This window comes from Aerosakkonema sp. BLCC-F183 (assembly GCF_041929145.1).
Taxonomy (GTDB): domain Bacteria; phylum Cyanobacteriota; class Cyanobacteriia; order Cyanobacteriales; family Aerosakkonemataceae; genus Aerosakkonema.
The window spans coordinates 21,988-39,065 of sequence record NZ_JBHFNU010000088.1 but is presented as its reverse complement, the minus strand read 5'-3'; the positions used below and the strand labels follow the sequence as shown (position 1 = coordinate 39,065).

Sequence of the window (17,078 nt, the reverse complement as noted above, 5' to 3'; positions counted from 1 at the left end):
ATTTTTAGATATTTACATCAGTTTCTGTTATTGTTGGCAAGCTCACCACATATCTAAAGCCAGACTCTTGCGAGCCTTGGATTGAGATTTGTCCGCCGTGCATTTGAGCCAAATGACAGCTGAGCAACAGCCCCAAGTTTTCAGAAGATCGATCGATTATATTATTCTCAAGATCTTCCGATTGCTCAGCAGTAACCAAAACTTTTTCCTCAGATTTGTTCAAGCTACTCTTCTCGGCTGATTCAGCAGGTAGGAATGATACTTGTTCGAGGTTTTCATCTTCGCGATCGTAAAACCGGGGCTCCGAGTAAGTTGGTACAGATGGAGACGTATTGAAAAAGTACCCTTCCAGATGGGGAAGGCCATCTCCCAGCCAGGGGTGAGAAACCCAAACGGCAATGTTTAACCCTTCTACTTTACGAGAGATATGAATGCGGACAATACTGCCAGCATCAGCCGTTTGCAGCACACTTGATACCAAGTGATAAAGCAATTGGCGGACTTTTTCCTTATCCAGTTGCCAGATGCGATTTCCGGGCTCTACGGAAAGACGAATCTGTTGCCCTCGACGATTGGCTGCTTCTTCTAATGTAGCGATCGCCTGTTGGCACAACATTTCTATATCAACAGCAGAAATATTCAGTTTTGGATTATCGGGGTTTAGCGATCCCAGTGCCAATATTTCGTTTACCAGCGACAGCAAGTACTGACCGCTGTGCTGAATAATCTCCAAATATTCTTTTTGTTTGGTAGTTAGGGGGCCATAAATCTCGCGGCTCAAAACGCTGGCCATTCCCATCACTGAGGTCAGAGGCGTCCGCAGTTCCTGAGTCAGTTGGCCCAGCAATTTGACTTGAATTTGATTGGTGGCGAGTTGCTGGCTGCCTAAATTTCCAGAGGATATTTGCGTGTTGAGATTCACCAACACCCCTGGGGCATTATCTTTGAGGGCACGATTGCGCTCAAATTCGCTCATAATCCAGCGGGCCATGAGTTCCAAAAACTCTGTTTCCCTGTCAGTAAAGGAACGCGGCACTCGTTCCATCACGGCAAGCGTACCCAGGCAATGTCCGGTAGAGGTTAATAATGGCACGCCCAAATAGGCGCGGATGCCATAGTGCTGAACTAACAAACTCTTGGCAAAAATCGGCTCAACGGTAGTATCGCCGATCGCCAAAACTTTATGAGAGTCTACTACGTGCGTACACAGAGATTCCTGCCGCGATAGCTGACGGGATGTTGCCAGCTTATTCATCAAACCTAACCTGGACAAACCCACAGATGACTTGAACCATTGACGGTCTTTGTCCATGATGCCCAAAATGCAGATGGGGGCATCTAAAAAGTGGGCAGCCGTCTGAGTTGCCTCATCGAAAATCGGGATTGTCTCTGCTTCCAGCAGTCCCGACTCTGTTAAAGCTAAAAGGCGCTGTTGTTCTCGCGCTTGAGGTGTCAAACCGTTGAGACGATAAAAGAGAGTGTTTTCAGGGTTTACCATGCTAACTGCTACCCCTATACTTGCTGAATTTATCATTTATCTAGCTGCTGCCGCAGACAAAGAGCTTATCCTTAAAATTCCCTAACTGTATTCTCAACGAACAGGTTATGGAGAAATATCATCAGTTTTTGAGAATTTTTACCATTAACCAGAAAGAGATGTACTCGACCAGGCAGGGTGAGACAGCAGGGAGGCGATGACCCGCACTCCTCGTAACTGATTCGAGAGGGGTAGATGACCTTTGGGGGCACTCAGATCCCAGATAAACTCGTGGGGATATCGCGTCCAGTTATTGCCATTCTTCCAGCCGATTTTGGGCCAGAATTTTTCCCAATTTTTGCCCAAACTCAGCCAAATTTCCCGTTGCACTCCATAGCCAAACTTGCCTTCGGAATTAGCCAGCCAGAGGTTGTTAATGGTTTGCAGATCTGATGTGGGGAACTTCTCTACCTCAGTAAAATACAACCATTTTCTTTGCACTGCTGCCGCACCTGCAAGTTCGCACAGCAATTGCAGCGTCATGCGATCGGCTGCTTGAAAATCTTGCTGCGCCAGCAGTTGTTGCAGGGGAGTGTAATCTATGTTGCGCTCTGAAATCAACGGTACGATACTGGTGTTCATTGCTAATTGGTTATTGGTCATTGGTTATTGGTCTGCGATCGTCGGTGACTTTTGTTTTTGGTTTCTTCATTCCCGATTACCCATTACCGATTAACTATTAGCACAAAGGAATTTTCACAAGTATCGCCGTTAGTCCAGTTGAGTATCACTCTGGTTTTGCAAACTTTTCACCTAGCTGTCTGCAAAATGCGATCGATTATACCACTGGTAGAAGTAGGTATTTCTATTCTGACTAACTCGATCCTGCCTCCATAGGCTTGAACAATCGGTGCTTCGGGCAGCGTTTCGATTCGGTAGTCTCCCCCTTTTACGTAAATTTCTGGTTTGAGCCTATCTATAACTTGAGCGGCTGTGGTTTGGGAAAAAATCACTACCCCATCGACTGGCTTGAGGGCAGCTAATAATTCGGCCCTCTGTATGTCTGGGATAATGGGTCGCTGTGGCCATCCTGTCGGATGCGGTTTGATGGTTCGCACAGACACATCGCTATTTAACCCCACAATCAGCGATCGCCCCAAGGATTTTGCTACCCGTAAATACCGCAGGTGTCCGACATGGAGTAGGTCAAAGCAGCCATTGGTAAATACCAATGGTCGCCATTGCGCTGGGGCAATAGCGATCGCCTCCTCCAGTTCGGTTAAGCTGTATAGATCGGTAATCATATCGCGAACTACCCACACTGACCTAACGGTAGGGTGTAGGCTGACTGACCAACAGAAAGCACCGGAGTGGATTTCTGGCGTCGTCCCCTACGGCGTCTTACATCTGGACAACAGGCTTGCTCCCCCGTTCCAGAGGTCACATCGCTAGTAACAGCAAAGTCAGTCCACCCCCGGTCAATACCGACTGCCTTACCTTCTGCACTTGTGGAAGGTTTGTCTTTTTCATCGTCAAAAATAATTACCGTAAAGTAATGATTCCAGCAATTCTTGGATATAGTTACAGTCCTGATTTTTCCCTGAATAGCTCTATGAATAATTGCCGATTTTTTTCCGATTTTTGGAATTATTAAATACTTGTTTGCAACCTTTACATTTGGATTTTTTTGGATTGACTGCTTACCATACTTTGATTTCAATCTAGGGAATTTAGCTGGTTTTTCAAATAAGTTATTAAATGCCACTCCCAAGTTTAAGCAGACCTGCTGCCAGCACTGTGAATAGGTTAAATTTAACCACTCATGCTCTTTTTTTAACTGCGGAATTAGCTTTTTAACTTCATACCCAGATAACCCTTTACCAATCTTTTTATATGTTTGATTCATCAAATTCAGGCAATAATTCCATAGCCAGCGACAAGAGCCAAAAACTTGTGCTAGTGACTGTTGCTGTTGAGTGCTTGGTTGTAGCCTGACTTTGACAACTCTTAACATATTAGAGTAAACAGAGGTTTCCCAGTAAGTATAACACGGAAATTGTTCGTTTCCGACCTGTTTCCCGACTAAGAGGAAGTCGCATCGGTCGGGAGACTGCCGTCAACTCACCCGAATTCATCTCACACTCCCCTATTAGGTGAGATGTGAAGCTTCTTGCGGTTCAAGCTAAACTTTTAACGATTATCATTATGACTGAAAAAAAGAAGTTTCCAGCTTCCCATTTCCAGAGGAATCATCAAAAAATTTTTGCCAATATTGGAGAGATGTTTCATGAAACGTCTCTCCAATATTGAAGGCACAGCCAATCGAAAATCCTCTCATCCAAAATCATCTCATCGGGTGACCGCTTTGCCTACAGCCATACCTCTTGAGCTTCCGCAGCTTTAACTGTCCGAAGCACACTGGCTATCTGTTGGAGGTTGGTATCCCACTTCAAAGGCAAAGCGAACCAGTTGGGAGCGATTTTCTATTTCAAGTTTGTTAAAAATATTTCTCAGATGACTCTGGACTGTACGGGGACTGATAAACAGGCGTTCGCTGATTTGTTTGTTGGTAAAACCCCTAACCGCTTCCCAGAATACTCTTTCCTCTGCTGGTGTCAGAGGTAGGGGAGGGGGTGTAGGTGTTTGGTGCGCGGTCAAATTGGTAGATCGTTGCATCAACCGCACAATTTCTGCATGGATGCGACGCGATCGTTCTAGCTGCGCTTCTATTTTGGCCACTAATTCCCGTGGGTGAAACGGTTTGAGCAAATAATCATCCGCCCCGATCGAATGGCCTTCCACCCGACAATCTATCTGACCCAGAGCTGACAAAAAAATAAACGGCAGCAATTGACCCTCACGGGTGGCTCGCAGGCGACGGCAAAATTCAAACCCATCCATTCCCGGCATCATAATATCAGAAATGACCAAATCGGGGGGATTTTTGGCAAAAGCTGCCAACCCTTGCTCAGCGGAATCGGCATTTTCCACTACGTATCCTTGTTTTTCCAGATAGTCGGACAATACGGTGCATAAGGTTTTATCGTCATCCACGACCAAAATGCGCTTCATCAAGACCTCCGAGAAACCACATCCCCTTGTCGGTTAAAAGCTATAGGAGCGGTTGTTTCACCTTTTGGCAACCAGACCCTCTGACCGAGCGCTGGCCAAAAAAAGGTGACAAAATCGCGAGTTAAGCAGTTTTGTGCGCGGATTCTCCGTATTCCTACCATATTTTCAGCAAAATACTCGAACCAAATTTACTTTGCCCAACGAGCCTTTGCTGATGAGAGATGCTCCCCAGCAACATGGCTAGAGCCTAAAGCAGTTGCGATCGCCAAAATAATACACCGATGGCCTATCCGTTTCCCTTTAACTATATGCAGCTAGATTTATTTGCAAAAAAGTTTATACCGAGCTGCTATAGCGCAAAATATCTGATAGCTTGATAAGGCTTACTGGCAAGATTAAAATTTTACCTTATTATTGCCGCCGCCTAGCTATCAGGAGCTGCTACCAGTATGTACGAACAGATAACTCCTCCCGAAACAGGGTCTAAGATCTCCTTCCAAAACGGCGAACCCATTGTTCCCGATAACCCAATTATTCCCTATATTCGCGGAGACGGGACAGGCGTGGATATTTGGCCTGCCACTCAAAAGACGATCGACGCCGCTGTCCAATTTGCCTATGGTGGCAAGCGTCAAATCAGTTGGTTTAAAGTATATGCTGGCGATGAAGCCTGTGAAAAGTACGGTACTTATCAGTATTTGCCTCAAGACACCCTCCAGGCTATTAAAGAATACGGTATTGCCATCAAAGGCCCACTGACAACCCCGATTGGGGGTGGGATTCGTTCTTTAAACGTGGCATTGCGACAAATCTTTGACCTTTATGCTTGTATCCGTCCCTGTCGATACTATGCAGGTACTCCCTCACCCCACAAAAATCCAGAAAAACTGGACGTCATCGTTTATCGGGAAAATACAGAAGATATTTACCTGGGTATTGAATGGCGGCAAGGTAGCGAGATTGGTGATAAACTGATTCACTTGCTCAATGACGAACTGATCCCAGCTACTCCGGAACACGGCAAAAAACAGATTCCCCTCGACTCCGGTATCGGGATCAAACCCATCAGCAAAACAGGTTCTCAGCGCCTTGTCCGCCGTGCGATCAAGCACGCCTTACGATTGCCCAAGCATAAGCAGATGGTGACTTTGGTGCATAAGGGCAATATTATGAAATACACCGAAGGTGCGTTTCGCGATTGGGGTTACGAGTTAGCAACTGCGGAATTTCGAGCTGAGTGCGTAACCGAACGGGAATCCTGGATTCTCAGTAACAAGGAGAAGAAAGCCGATATTTCTCTGGAAGAAAATGCCCGTCAAATCGAGCCTGGGTACGACGCTTTAACGCCGGAAAAGCAAGCTGGCATCTGCCGGGAAGTAGAAAATGTGCTTAACTCTATTTGGGAAACTCACGGGAACGGACAGTGGAAAAATAAGATAATGGTGAACGATCGCATCGCCGATAGCATTTTCCAACAAATTCAGACCCGCCCGGATGAGTACTCCATCCTAGCTACCATGAACCTCAATGGCGATTATTTATCCGATGCCGCAGCTGCTATTGTCGGTGGTCTGGGTATGGGCCCTGGAGCTAATATCGGTGACGAGTGTGCGATTTTTGAGGCGACTCACGGCACAGCACCGAAACACGCCGGTTTGGATCGAATTAACCCAGGTTCGCTAATTCTATCCGCCGTTATGATGCTGGAGTACATGGGTTGGCAAGAAGCAGCTGACTTAATCAAAAAGGGTATTGGGGATGCGATCGCCAAGCGCGAGGTAACATACGACTTAGCTCGATTGATGGAACCCCCTGTAGAGCCGCCCCTGAAGTGTTCTGAATTTGCCGAAGCAGTGATTAAACACTTTAAATAAGGAAGTCGGTAAAAAGGAAGTCAAAAGTCAAAAGTTAAAATTAAAAAAGAAGAGCGAAGAAATTCCTACTTTTGACTTTTGACTTTTGACTTTTGACTTTTGGCTTTCCCACTTAAGGATTTGAGAACGAATTTATCTCTCCCCCACCGATGTGTCTCCCTGGAATTGAACGGGGGACGGAAAAATTCTGCGACTGCTGCAATTGAGACGGTTGAGTAACGGAATTGCCCGAATTAGAGTTAAATCCTGGGTTAGAGAAGCCGTTTGCCGGGGCAGTATTCTGGAATGGAGATTGCCCAAAATTGCTGGGTGTTGCGGGTGCCAGACTGGGATTTACCTGTACCGCTGAGGGTACGCCCGGTAATGCTTGGGGTGGGTTCAAGTATGTATAAGAATTGGAAGAAGTTGCACCGGGAACGGGCGATACTTGCCCATAGCCTTGTCCTGGGACAGATGAGTAACCAGTTGCACCGGGATAAGAAGAAGTTGGTTGTGTAAGTGTTTGCTTGACTGTGGCGTTTTGACCTAAATTATCTGGCGATGCTTGAGATGGCGAGGTTGCGCCGGTTTTACTGCTTGCCTCTGCGGTGTCCAATCCTGACTGCAAAGGATTTTGGATAGTTGATTTGCTGCCTGTTCCCTGGCGGTCTAATGCTGATTGTAAGGGGCTCACGGATACCCCAGCCGGAGTTGGAATAGATGATTTACTGCCATTACCCAAACGGTCTAATGCTGATTGTAACGGACTCACTGACGGTAAAGTGGCATTTTGATTCGAGGTGGTTGGCAAATTCAGGTTTTTGGCAGAATTCGCTGCGCTGCCTACGCCTAAGTTAGAAGATGGGGGAGTAAAAGAATTTCCGGAAACAACTGTGCTGCTGTTTGAGCTAGATTCTGACTTGAGGGCAAAGGGATTGGCAGTTGTAGGCTGTGCTGTTAACTTCTCTGTCGCCGATGAGTCAGATGATTTTTCGGCATTAATAGCCGCTTCTTTCTGTTTCATAAACTCATCAAATAAGCCCAGCTCTGTTTGGTCTTCTTCTGGAGTAAGTTGGAGAGGCTCAGAATCACTAATCTCCTTCTTTAGCACAGAAAGATTATCAATGTCAACCCCAATTGCTTTGTCTTCATCAGAAAGAGTTTGATCCTCGGCAGTGGCATTGCTGGGAGTTGGAGTTTCTGCTTCCTGGTTAAGGGCTAGCCACTCAGGGTGGTTGAAGTAGGCCCAAGTAAAGAAACCGACCAGAGATAGAAATGCGATCGTCACCCAAACTATAGGCTGGGTTAAAGGGCGTAGCCTAGCTTTCAAATAGCGGAGCGAAGCCGGGGGCCGATGAGAAGATGACATAGCAGGAGTGCCGCTTAACTTGGCACGAGTAGGTGAATGCTTTTACCGCTAGGATAGCTTCGATCGCAGGTAATACTCTCTCATTTTTGCAAAAATTTTGCTCTCCAAATTGACGATCGGTATTTCCTGTCCCAAACTTTTGTTAGCGAGAGATCCGCAACAGCAGCCAAGTGCCCATTCCCAACCCGAACAAGTTGGGTAACCAAGCTGCCATCCAAGGTGATAGAAAGCCGCTCATCCCCAGAGCGTCGCCCATCGTCCGCAACAAGTAGTAAGCAAAAATAATCAATACGCTGATGCCAAATCCTGTCGCTCTGTTCGTCCTTTGCGGTCTGGTTCCCATAACTGCGCCTACCAAGCCGAACACTAGGCAAGCAAAAGGTAAGGCTATTTTTTGTTGGAGGCGGATATTCAATTTGCGGATTTCCTTGTAGTCACCGCTAGGTTCGATTAACTTTATTTGTTCTTGAACTTGTGCGATGTTCATTTCGTCAGCTTTTCGTCTTTTTCTAGCAAAATCTAGGGGAGCGCGGGGTAGTTGCAATTGGTGATGTTCAAACCGCAAAATATTGCGATAGGAACTATCAGGAGATATGAGATAGATAGTGCCGTTGAAAAAATCCCAGGTGTTTTCTACTGTATTCCACTTAGCAGATTCCGACACGACAATTTGATTAACTCCGGTACGAGAGCGGTCTACGATGGTAATATTTTTCATTACTTCGCCATCAAACTGTTCGGCATAAAATAAGCGTTTCAATACTTCTAATTTTTCGCCATTAGGTTGTTCTACTTCGCCAAATTCTGGATAAATAATGTTGTTTTCCTGAAAATCTTTCCTGTCCTGTTTCAGAGCTATATCTAGAGTTAACTCCGCTTGGTAATTAGCTGCGGGTACAACCAATTCGTTAAAAGTAAAGGCGATGCCCGTGACAGCAAAACTCATAAATATGGCCGGCAAAATCAGCCGATAGGCGCTCACACCACAGCTGCGTAGTGCAATTAGTTCGCTGTCGCTGGAAAGACGACTGTAAGCTAGTAAGGTGGCAAGCAACATTGATGCCGGTAAGGAAAAAGCGATGAAGAAGGGCATTTTTAACACAAAAACTTTTAACGCAGTGGACAGCGGTAACCCTGCTTCTGTAACTTTCCGAACCAGATCGAGAGAGCCGATCGCCACTGCTACAGATGAAAAAAGCGCCGAGCCAAACAAAAATGGTGGTATCAGTTCGCCGATCAGGTAGCGATCCATGATTGACGTACCGAAAGTTAGCGATCTGAATGGATTGAAATATTGAGTGACGATTTTCATAATTTAGGAAGGGTATAGGGCTAGGGCGTCGGGATTAGGGGTTAGGGGTTAGGGAAGAAGGAAGAGGGGGAGCGGGGGAGTGGGGGAGTGGGGGAGCGGGGGTGCAGGGGTGCAGGGGTGCAGAAGAATTAGTATTTTCCCTAATCCCTCTTCCCTCTCCCTCTTCCCTCTTCCCTATCCCCGACGCCCTAGCCCTAGCCCCTTTTTTTTGACTTTTGACTTTTGACTTTTGACTTCCTGCTATATTTGAAAGTTATCGCCGAGGTAGTACTGCCGCACAAGCGGATTGTTGTAGAGTTCGTCGGCACTGCCAGAGGCGAGGATTTGCCCATCTCGCATGATGTAGGCTCGGTCTGTGATTGCCAAAGTTTCGCGGACGTTGTGATCTGTAATTAAGATTCCCATTTGCCGATCGCGCAATTGGGCCACCATTTCCTGAATTTCTGCTACAGCTATCGGGTCAACACCGGCGAAGGGTTCGTCCAAAAACAAAAATTTTGGCCCTTCTCGCCCAGATGCCAAGGCTCTTGCCAGTTCGGTTCGCCTTCTCTCTCCCCCAGAAACTTGTATTCCTTTGGTGTAGGCAACTCTTTCCAAGCGAAATTCTTGCAATAATTCTTCCAGACGCTGCTGGCGCTCTCTTCGAGGCACTTGGGTTTGCTCTAGAACTAAGAGAATATTTTCCCGCACGCTGAGGTTGCGAAAAATGCTGGCTTCTTGAGCGAGATAACCAATACCCAAATTTGCGCGTCGGTGCATTGGCATTTCGGTGATGTCCAGGTCGTCGAGCCAAACTTTACCCTGATTTGGTTTGTCTAGACCTGTGGCGATATAAAATGTTGTCGTTTTACCCGCACCGTTGGGCCCCAGCAATCCCACTACTTCCCCTCTAGCAACGGAGAGGTTGACGCGATTGACGATCGCTCGCTTGCCATAATACTTGTGAATATTTTCCAAGACAATTTTCACGCTACACTCTCCCCCTCAGTGGTGCTGGGTCGGAAAATTGGTCTTGATTTTAGCACTCGATCGCAAAAGTTATCGCTAGCCAAAGTGGGATGGTTATCTTTGGGGGGGTCTGGGCGCAGATGTCCCTGGCAATTGGGTGGAAGGGTTGGGGTCGCTAATAATATAAATCGATTCTACTTGCCGATTGGGTTGAGGTTGAGCGATAAATCGACCTTCATCGATAAGATAGACGACTTGCTCACCGCGAATGCTGTTGCCTTGCTGCAATATATAAACGTTGCCGGTGAGTACGATGCGGCGTTCTTTGGTGAAGTATTGGGCTTGGGCGGCTGTAGCCTGAATTTGGCGGGCGGGGTAGAAAAGTTGCACGTTACCCCGTGCTGTTACCACTCCAGTTTGTTGATTGGCTTCTTGAATGTCGGCGCGAACGGTGAGGGCGCGACCGTCACCGGGGTTTTGGGCTTTGGCGCTTTGAGGTTGGGGGAAAAGGGCGATCGCACTTATTATTAAAGCAGCTGGAACCGTTAAGACTATCCCAAGGCGACGCAACCAGAATTCAGGTAATCGAGCGGCAGGCATCATGTATCGTGCAAGCTGAGGAAGTTGATTTGTCTGGGGGACAATAGTTATGACTGAAAAGTTATTGCTATAGTTCTCTAGGTAGTTTAACCTGTCCTGTCAACCGCGAATCGATAAATTACGTGGGATGATGCTGCCAAATGCGATTAGCCATTAATAAGGTATGTGGAAATCACCACATACCTCATAAAATATAAAAAATTCCAGTTTTTCGGTAAGTAACGATCGTGCCTTCTACCAAACCAATTTTCTAGACAGTTACGAAGTAGTTGGCGCTGAGACTGAGGCTGGTGGAACCTTGAACGATCGCAATCAGTTCGGGAAGACTTTCATTCAGGAAGATGGCTGTACCCGCAGCTAAACCGGTCGGTGACTCTCCCAGACTGTAACTCGACTTGGAGCCGGACAGTTGGATCGTGTCTTCCAAGGCATTGAAGTCAGTAATTAGGGCGTAGTCCCCGATACCGGAACTGCTAATATTACCATCGCTGTAGAAGGTTGCTTCAATAGCGCCCAGGACAAAGCGATCGCTCCCAACACCACCAGTCAAGGGATCGATTTCGCCAAAACCTCTTCCTACTGCTGCATCCGCTCCTGTCAGTATATCGTCGCCTACATCTCCAAATACGCGATCGCCTCCAGTACCGCCGAAAACAGAATCATTACCGCGTCCGCCATTAAGGATATCGCTGTCACTATCCCCTAAGAGCAAATCGTTGCCATCCCCACCACTAATTTTGTCATTTGCCGCACCGCCACTAATGGTATCGTCGGCTGCGCCACCTGCTAGGTTATCGTTGTTGCCAGTACCCGATAAGTTGAGGGCAACAACGGTTTTATTGTTTTTAGTGGTAGCGTTGTTCTCTCCAATAAATGCCGCGTTGACTACTGTGTTCAGATTCAGGAGAGAGCTATTAGGCTGGGTAAAACTGTTGCCTTGGAGCAATTCCGCGAAGAGGATATGAGCATAGCTATGGTTTTCACTAGGGCCGAACTGTCCGGGCTGGTTTAAGTTCTTTTTGTTAGCGTACACATCTAGAGTAGCCAGCGGATCGTTGAAACCCGCAAGCACACTGGTATGTAAAGCTACAACGCGAGTAGCGTCTGTTGGATCTAAGCGATCGTCTGCACCTTTTTTTTCAAAGCCAGGGCCAGCAGGATCTAATCCGACAATTTGGGAAATAGAACTTCCGGTCGATTGACGATAAGCAGAGCCAGCAAATCCAGCAACGTGCGCTCCCAGGCTATGTCCGATTAAGGTGGTGTAATTAGGATCTACACCGCTATTTTTCAAGTAAGCAGCTAGGTGATTGCCAACATCATCCGTATTGTTAGCAGAAGGGAAATAGAAGGAGTTACTTGCGAGTGCTTCCCAGTCTACCAAAATGATATTAGCGTTAGATTCTCGCTGGCGAATGGTTTGAGCTTGCCCTGCCATCCAGTCGGTAGGTGTGTAGTTATTGCCTGCGTTGCCACCAGTGTTGCGCCAGCCATGTATGATGACATAGGTTGCTTCGTCAGTATTGATACGCCCCGAAGGGTCGATCGAACCATCACCCCAAATATTAAAATTGACTGAAGAAGTGTCAGTAGAAGAATTGGGAAAAAACTTACTCTTCATAAACTTGGAGCCTAAAATGGAAATGGCCATAAGTTTCTCCTGATTAAGGTGAAAAGTTTTGTTGAATTAAGTTAATTGAATTTACTGATTTTTGAGAGCCCAGATTTTCCCCAGATTTGGTGTATACCAAATCTGGGTCTGTTACCTTCTTTTTTTCAAAGCAACCCTGAAGGTTTTAGGCGCGTTCAAAGATTAGAAATAAGTTTTTGGTTGATGGCGATCGCTTACTGTAGAGCAACTCTGACTATTTTTGGTAATTGTAAAGTGCGGTTACTATCTATGTAAGTGTCAGATGTCTGAAATTGTTGCACAAATTCAGCTACTTTTTCTGGGCCTGCTTGTTGCAGCGCCGTCAAGAGTTGCTGACTCTCGATCGAGAATTGTTCAACGTCGATCTCGGCATAAGTTGGTTGGTAATACCGCAATCGATTGATACCTTCTCCTAACAAAATTACCGCACCGCGCCAGTTATGATTACCAAGGTGATATAAGGCAACAGCAATTTGCAAAATCCCCTGATAGAAAGTTTTTTGTGGCTCTGTTGACTCCATCCACAGAGCCTCTAGGGTATCGTGACAGGCGTAGTAATCTTTGTTGTTAAACTGCTCTACGCCTTGCCAGAATTCTTGAGGCACTGCTTCCATCATCCCATATTATCTCGTACAGCTTTGATTTCCTCTAAGGAAATTTCCTGCTTATCACCGGCAAAATCGTTATCTGCGGTGAGAAACAGCATACAGTGGCATTCTTTGCGTTCGCGCATGGGGACGCAAGGGCAGTTCCAGAAAGCGGCATTTACTTCTGCTTCTTTGTCTTCGTAATGGCGACAGGGACACAGAGGCGATCCCAAGTCATCTTTGTGTTTGGCGAGTCCTTCAATAACGACGGCAGTTACTGAGGGGTCAACGCAGAAGTATGTTCCAGTGCGTTTGGCGTACTGTTCGGAAAACTGCCGCATTGCCTCTAGGTTTTTGTCGGTGGATTTAGTTTCGTTTTCTGTTGATTGCATTGCGATCGCGTTCTCTTCTCTCTAGGTCAGCTGACATTGTTAGATTCTACCGTAGGGGTTAGCAGAGGGACTAGGGGTTAGGGGTTAGGGGTTAGGGCGTCGGGCGTCGGGCGTCGGGCGTCGGGAAGAGGAAAGGGGAGAGGGAAGAGGGGAAAATATTAATTCTTCCACTCCCCCACTCCCCCACTCCCCCACTCCCCCACTCCCCCACTCCCCCACTCCCCCACTCCCCCACTCCCCGCTCCCCTGCTCCTTTTGACTTTCTATCTGAGGGGGGATTGCAGTTGACTGTGCAGTGGTTGTTCGGGGTTGATTAAGATGCCGGAATGTTCTCTGGTGAGTAAGTTTTTTTGTTCTGTTGGCGATGCTGAAGGCCATAGCACCCAACGACTAGCGGCGGGAAGCGTATTTATACTTAAAGGATTTTGAGTGAGCCAAATTAAAGGCCGGTTTGGTGGGCCACTTTTGCTGGGTTCTTCGCCGGGGTTAACGGATGCCAAAGCTTCCAGAACAACGCGGTAGCCTTGCAATAAACCGGTGTCGGCTGTCCAGAGTCGGGTATTGAGCTGACGCCGTGCGGCGTAGAAGTAAAGAGAAGCGGCGGCTATTACAGCTTGTTCAAAATCTTGTTGTTGCCAGATATGGGCGCTGTCGAGACAGATAACGACTTCTTGACCGCCTGTAAAGACTTCTAATTCGCGTACCCGCAATTGGCCGTAACGGGCGCTAGTTCGCCAGTGGACGAGACGGATGGGGTCTCCCCAGCGGTAGGGTCTGAGCGATCGCGTGATGTTTTCGTTGGCTGCGTTGGATCGCCGATCGCGACTGTGAAATTCTGGGCTATCTTCTTGCCCCATTTCATCTACCAGAGGACAGGCGACGAGTGGCAATACGGTGGGGTAGACTATGGCTGTGGCAGGGGCGTGACGGTGGCGGCGACACCAAAACAATCCTAATGGCGTTGCGGTTCTCAGTTGCATTGTGTACCAGCGATAAACGCCGCGCTGTTGAGTGGGTTGGTAATAAATCCAGCGGTAAGTTTCTTGGGGGGCAATTGTTTCGATCGTTCTCTGTATCGGCTGACCGAGTACGAAGGGAATCATATCTTGAAATTGCAGCAGTGTTTTCGGGTCTTTACTCTGATTTTGTATTTCTAATTCAATGGTGAGTCGATCGCCGGAACTGACTGGATCGATCGGTCGCCTTTGCACTCGAATTCCTCGGAGCGATCGCACAGGCAAAAGTGCTGCTATTCCCAATAAAGCAAAACTGATGCCGCTAATTACATACAGCCACCCAGCCATTGTATTGATTGCCGAAGCTAAAAAGCAGATGGAAAAAGCGGCTAGAACCCAACCGCTGTAAGCGGGGATAACCCAGTGGGTTTCTAACCAATTGGCAAATCGATGCACCATGCTCATAAATGCTCTCTAATTTATGCGTAAACATTGAAAAAATTTGTAAAGTTTCTCTAAATATTAAGTAATTTCCCACAAGTTTGTTTGGGTAAACATAGAATTTAAGTATATTTACGGAATAGGGGCATGGGAAGTCAAAAGTCAAAAGTCAAAAGTCAAAAGTCAAAAGTCAAAAGTCAAAAGTCCTCCCTCTCCCCTGTACCCTGTCCTCTAACCCCTAACCCCTAGTCCCTAACCCCTAACCCCTAACCCCTAACCCCCTTTGACGTTATTCGTTTCAGCGTACTAAGGAAGAGAACAAAAATGTCAACAACATCTGGAAACCTTCTGGAGAATTCTCAGGAGAAACCGCCCATACCACCGAGTCAATTGCAGGGTGTAAAAACGTCTAGAGCTCGGTTTCAAGAACCGCACGAGCCGACAGCGGCAGATAATATCCAGGATGCCACAAGGCAGAGAACTCGGTTGGAAGGCTCCGATCGGCCAATTGCGGGCCAAGCACCGGATGCCACAAAACAGAGAACTCAAGTTCAAGGAAGCAATCCGCCAGTACCACCACCGGGTCAAGGGCAGTCAGCACAGCCCCGAAATGCTGCTAACGTTTTGCCTTCGATCGAACGGATGGTGAAGCACGCTCATTCTCAGCAAGTGTCTGACATTCACATCCGAGTTGGGGAAGTGCCGAGATATCGAATTCGGGGTCAGATGGTACCGCTGGGGAATCATGACAAGGTAACGCCGGAACTTTTTGAACACTATCTATCTGAAACTGTCACTCCAGCGCAGCGACAGCGGTTTGCGGAAACGAAGGAATTGGATACTGCCCTTTACTACCCCGGCGTTGTGCGCTGTCGGGTGAATTGTTTTGAAACGCTGCTGGGCGGGGCGATGGTGCTGCGGTTGATTCCGTTGGATGTTCCTTCTATTGATAGCTTGGGGTTGCCACCTATTTTGAAAGAAATTGTGCAGCGCCCGCAAGGACTGATTTTGGTTACGGGGCCAACGGGTTCGGGGAAATCAACGAGTCTGGCGGCAATGATTCGTTATATGAACGAAACATTGGCAAAGCACATTATTACGATCGAAGATCCCATAGAATTCGTTCACTCTTCCCACAAGTGTCTTGTCAGTCAGAGAGAAGTCGGTTTGCATACGCATGAGTTTCACGATGCGCTGCGGGCGGCTTTGCGGGAAGACCCGGATGCGATTCTGATCGGGGAAATGCGCGATCGCGTTACAGTTGACATAGCTTTAAAAGCTGCACAAACCGGTCACTTGGTCTTCGGTACTCTGCACACTCGTAACGCTCTCAATGCTGTGAATCGGTTGCTGGGTATTTACAATCCAGACGAACAGCCATCAATGCGTATTCAAATCGCCGATTCTTTGGTAGCAGTGGTTGCTCAAATATTGCTACAAACAACTGATGGGCGTCGGACGGCAGCTCACGAAATTTTAATCAATACTCCTGCTATGCAGGACTTTTTGATGAAGGGCAATGAGGAGGAAGCTTATCATTTAATTGAAAATGGCATTGATGAGGGTATGCAGGTGCTTAACCAAGCTCTCTGCGAATTGGTGCTGATGGGTAAAATCAGCGGTGATGAAGCTGTGAAAGCTTCTTCAGATGTGGGCGATTTGCGTCGTCGGGTTCGCAATGAAGGGGTCGATCCAGCTCGTGCCAGTCGCGAGTTTAGCAGTCACGATAGTGGTTACAGACCGTTATAGCGGCAAGGGAATCAACAGGGTGCTTCTCAATTTCATGGAAAGAACAGAAGGGGCGGTCGCGACCGTCCCTAATACGAAATCCCCCAGCTTATTAGCTGGCTATAAAATCTTTCAAAAGGCACAAGCAGTAGTGATGCAAACTTACTAAAGTTATCCCAGCAAAAATAGACCGAAAATTCCATGAAACGAGAGCCGATACGCGATTCTTTACTAAATATTATATTGCCGCTGGGATTAATTTTTGGGTTGGTTCTCCTCTTGAGTTTGAATGTGGAAGAAAGTGACGCAGAAGTTTTGAGTACGCCGCTGGAGTCATCGCTTAAGCTGATTGTTGGCTATTTAGCAGCAGGGGCAGAAATTGCGGCTGCGGTGGTGATTGGAGGTGCGGTTATTCGCGGAATTGCGGCTTATTTTCGTCAATTGTTTTCGCGAGGGCGACAGCATATTGATTCTACGGAGTCGATCCGGTTGCAATTGGGGCGTGTGCTGACGTTGGGATTGGAATTTACGGTTGCTAGCGATATCCTTCGCACGGCAGTTGCGCCCACTCGCCAAGATATTTTAAATTTGGGTGCGATCGTTCTGTTACGAACTTTATTGAATTATTTTTTAGAACGCGAAATTAGGCAGGTAGAGGAAAGCCGGGTAGGCGATCGCGAATCGAGTTAAAA

General features: G+C 47.2%; 15 protein-coding genes and 1 pseudogene. 3 read left to right on the top strand and 13 right to left on the bottom strand.

Annotated features, from left to right (window positions below; translation table 11 throughout):
- Window positions 1-4: 4 nt before the first annotated feature.
- The 5 genes and pseudogenes from ACE1CD_RS26785 to ACE1CD_RS26765 form a co-directional block, all read right to left on the bottom strand.
- Complete coding sequence (locus tag ACE1CD_RS26785; protein ID WP_374826796.1) at window positions 5-1,498, bottom strand: GAF domain-containing protein; 1,494 nt, start codon at window positions 1,496-1,498, stop codon at window positions 5-7.
- A 144-nt stretch (window positions 1,499-1,642) separates the two neighbouring features.
- A pseudogene (locus tag ACE1CD_RS26780) lies at window positions 1,643-2,113 on the bottom strand (GUN4 domain-containing protein); the annotation flags it as partial.
- A gap of 173 nt (window positions 2,114-2,286) precedes the next feature.
- Complete coding sequence (locus tag ACE1CD_RS26775; RefSeq protein ID WP_374826795.1) at window positions 2,287-2,781, bottom strand: adenylyltransferase/cytidyltransferase family protein; 495 nt, start codon at window positions 2,779-2,781, stop codon at window positions 2,287-2,289.
- Between the two features lie 8 nt (window positions 2,782-2,789).
- Window positions 2,790-3,491 carry an RNA-guided endonuclease InsQ/TnpB family protein gene (locus ACE1CD_RS26770; protein WP_374794868.1) on the bottom strand — a complete coding sequence of 234 codons (702 nt, stop codon included), beginning with the start codon at window positions 3,489-3,491 and terminating at the stop codon, window positions 2,790-2,792.
- 386 nt (window positions 3,492-3,877) lie between these two features.
- A complete protein-coding gene (locus tag ACE1CD_RS26765) occupies window positions 3,878-4,549 on the bottom strand; it encodes a response regulator transcription factor (protein ID WP_374794867.1) in 672 nt (223 codons plus the stop codon).
- 449 nt (window positions 4,550-4,998) lie between these two features.
- Between ACE1CD_RS26765 and ACE1CD_RS26760 the strand changes: the two genes are divergently transcribed.
- A complete protein-coding gene (locus ACE1CD_RS26760; RefSeq protein WP_374794866.1) occupies window positions 4,999-6,423 on the top strand; it encodes an NADP-dependent isocitrate dehydrogenase in 1,425 nt (474 codons plus the stop codon).
- Window positions 6,424-6,535: 112 nt separating this feature from the next.
- Here ACE1CD_RS26760 and ACE1CD_RS26755 read toward each other — a convergent pair whose 3' ends face one another.
- From ACE1CD_RS26755 to ACE1CD_RS26720, 8 genes are all read right to left on the bottom strand, one after another.
- Window positions 6,536-7,771 (bottom strand): hypothetical protein, encoded by a 1,236-nt coding sequence (locus ACE1CD_RS26755; RefSeq protein ID WP_374789317.1) that lies wholly within the window; start codon window positions 7,769-7,771, stop codon window positions 6,536-6,538.
- A 142-nt stretch (window positions 7,772-7,913) separates the two neighbouring features.
- Window positions 7,914-9,083, bottom strand: a complete 1,170-nt coding sequence (locus ACE1CD_RS26750; RefSeq protein WP_374789318.1) for an LptF/LptG family permease — start codon at window positions 9,081-9,083, stop codon at window positions 7,914-7,916.
- Between the two features lie 240 nt (window positions 9,084-9,323).
- Window positions 9,324-10,052: an LPS export ABC transporter ATP-binding protein gene (gene lptB / locus ACE1CD_RS26745; protein WP_374789319.1), complete on the bottom strand. Its 729-nt coding sequence runs from the start codon at window positions 10,050-10,052 to the stop codon at window positions 9,324-9,326.
- A gap of 93 nt (window positions 10,053-10,145) precedes the next feature.
- A complete protein-coding gene (locus ACE1CD_RS26740; protein WP_374826794.1) occupies window positions 10,146-10,631 on the bottom strand; it encodes an LptA/OstA family protein in 486 nt (161 codons plus the stop codon).
- 250 nt (window positions 10,632-10,881) lie between these two features.
- Window positions 10,882-12,282, bottom strand: coding sequence for a hypothetical protein (locus tag ACE1CD_RS26735; protein WP_374826793.1), 1,401 nt, complete (start codon window positions 12,280-12,282; stop codon window positions 10,882-10,884).
- 194 nt (window positions 12,283-12,476) lie between these two features.
- On the bottom strand, window positions 12,477-12,899 hold the full coding sequence (locus ACE1CD_RS26730) for a DUF309 domain-containing protein (protein ID WP_374826792.1): 423 nt from the start codon (window positions 12,897-12,899) through the stop codon (window positions 12,477-12,479).
- Window positions 12,896-13,261 carry a ferredoxin thioredoxin reductase catalytic beta subunit gene (locus tag ACE1CD_RS26725; protein WP_374826791.1) on the bottom strand — a complete coding sequence of 122 codons (366 nt, stop codon included), beginning with the start codon at window positions 13,259-13,261 and terminating at the stop codon, window positions 12,896-12,898. Before ACE1CD_RS26725 ends, ACE1CD_RS26730 begins: the two co-directional genes overlap by 4 nt.
- Window positions 13,262-13,524: 263 nt before the next feature.
- On the bottom strand, window positions 13,525-14,682 hold the full coding sequence (locus tag ACE1CD_RS26720) for a DUF58 domain-containing protein (RefSeq protein ID WP_374826790.1): 1,158 nt from the start codon (window positions 14,680-14,682) through the stop codon (window positions 13,525-13,527).
- A 300-nt stretch (window positions 14,683-14,982) separates the two neighbouring features.
- On the opposite strand from ACE1CD_RS26720, the gene ACE1CD_RS26715 reads away from it, so the two are divergent.
- Both ACE1CD_RS26715 and ACE1CD_RS26710 read left to right on the top strand, forming a co-directional pair.
- Entirely contained in the window at window positions 14,983-16,407 is a 1,425-nt protein-coding gene (locus tag ACE1CD_RS26715) for a type IV pilus twitching motility protein PilT (protein WP_374826789.1), read from the top strand.
- 180 nt (window positions 16,408-16,587) lie between these two features.
- Window positions 16,588-17,076, top strand: a complete 489-nt coding sequence (locus ACE1CD_RS26710; protein ID WP_374826788.1) for a DUF1622 domain-containing protein — start codon at window positions 16,588-16,590, stop codon at window positions 17,074-17,076.
- The last annotated feature ends 2 nt before the right edge of the window (window positions 17,077-17,078 follow it).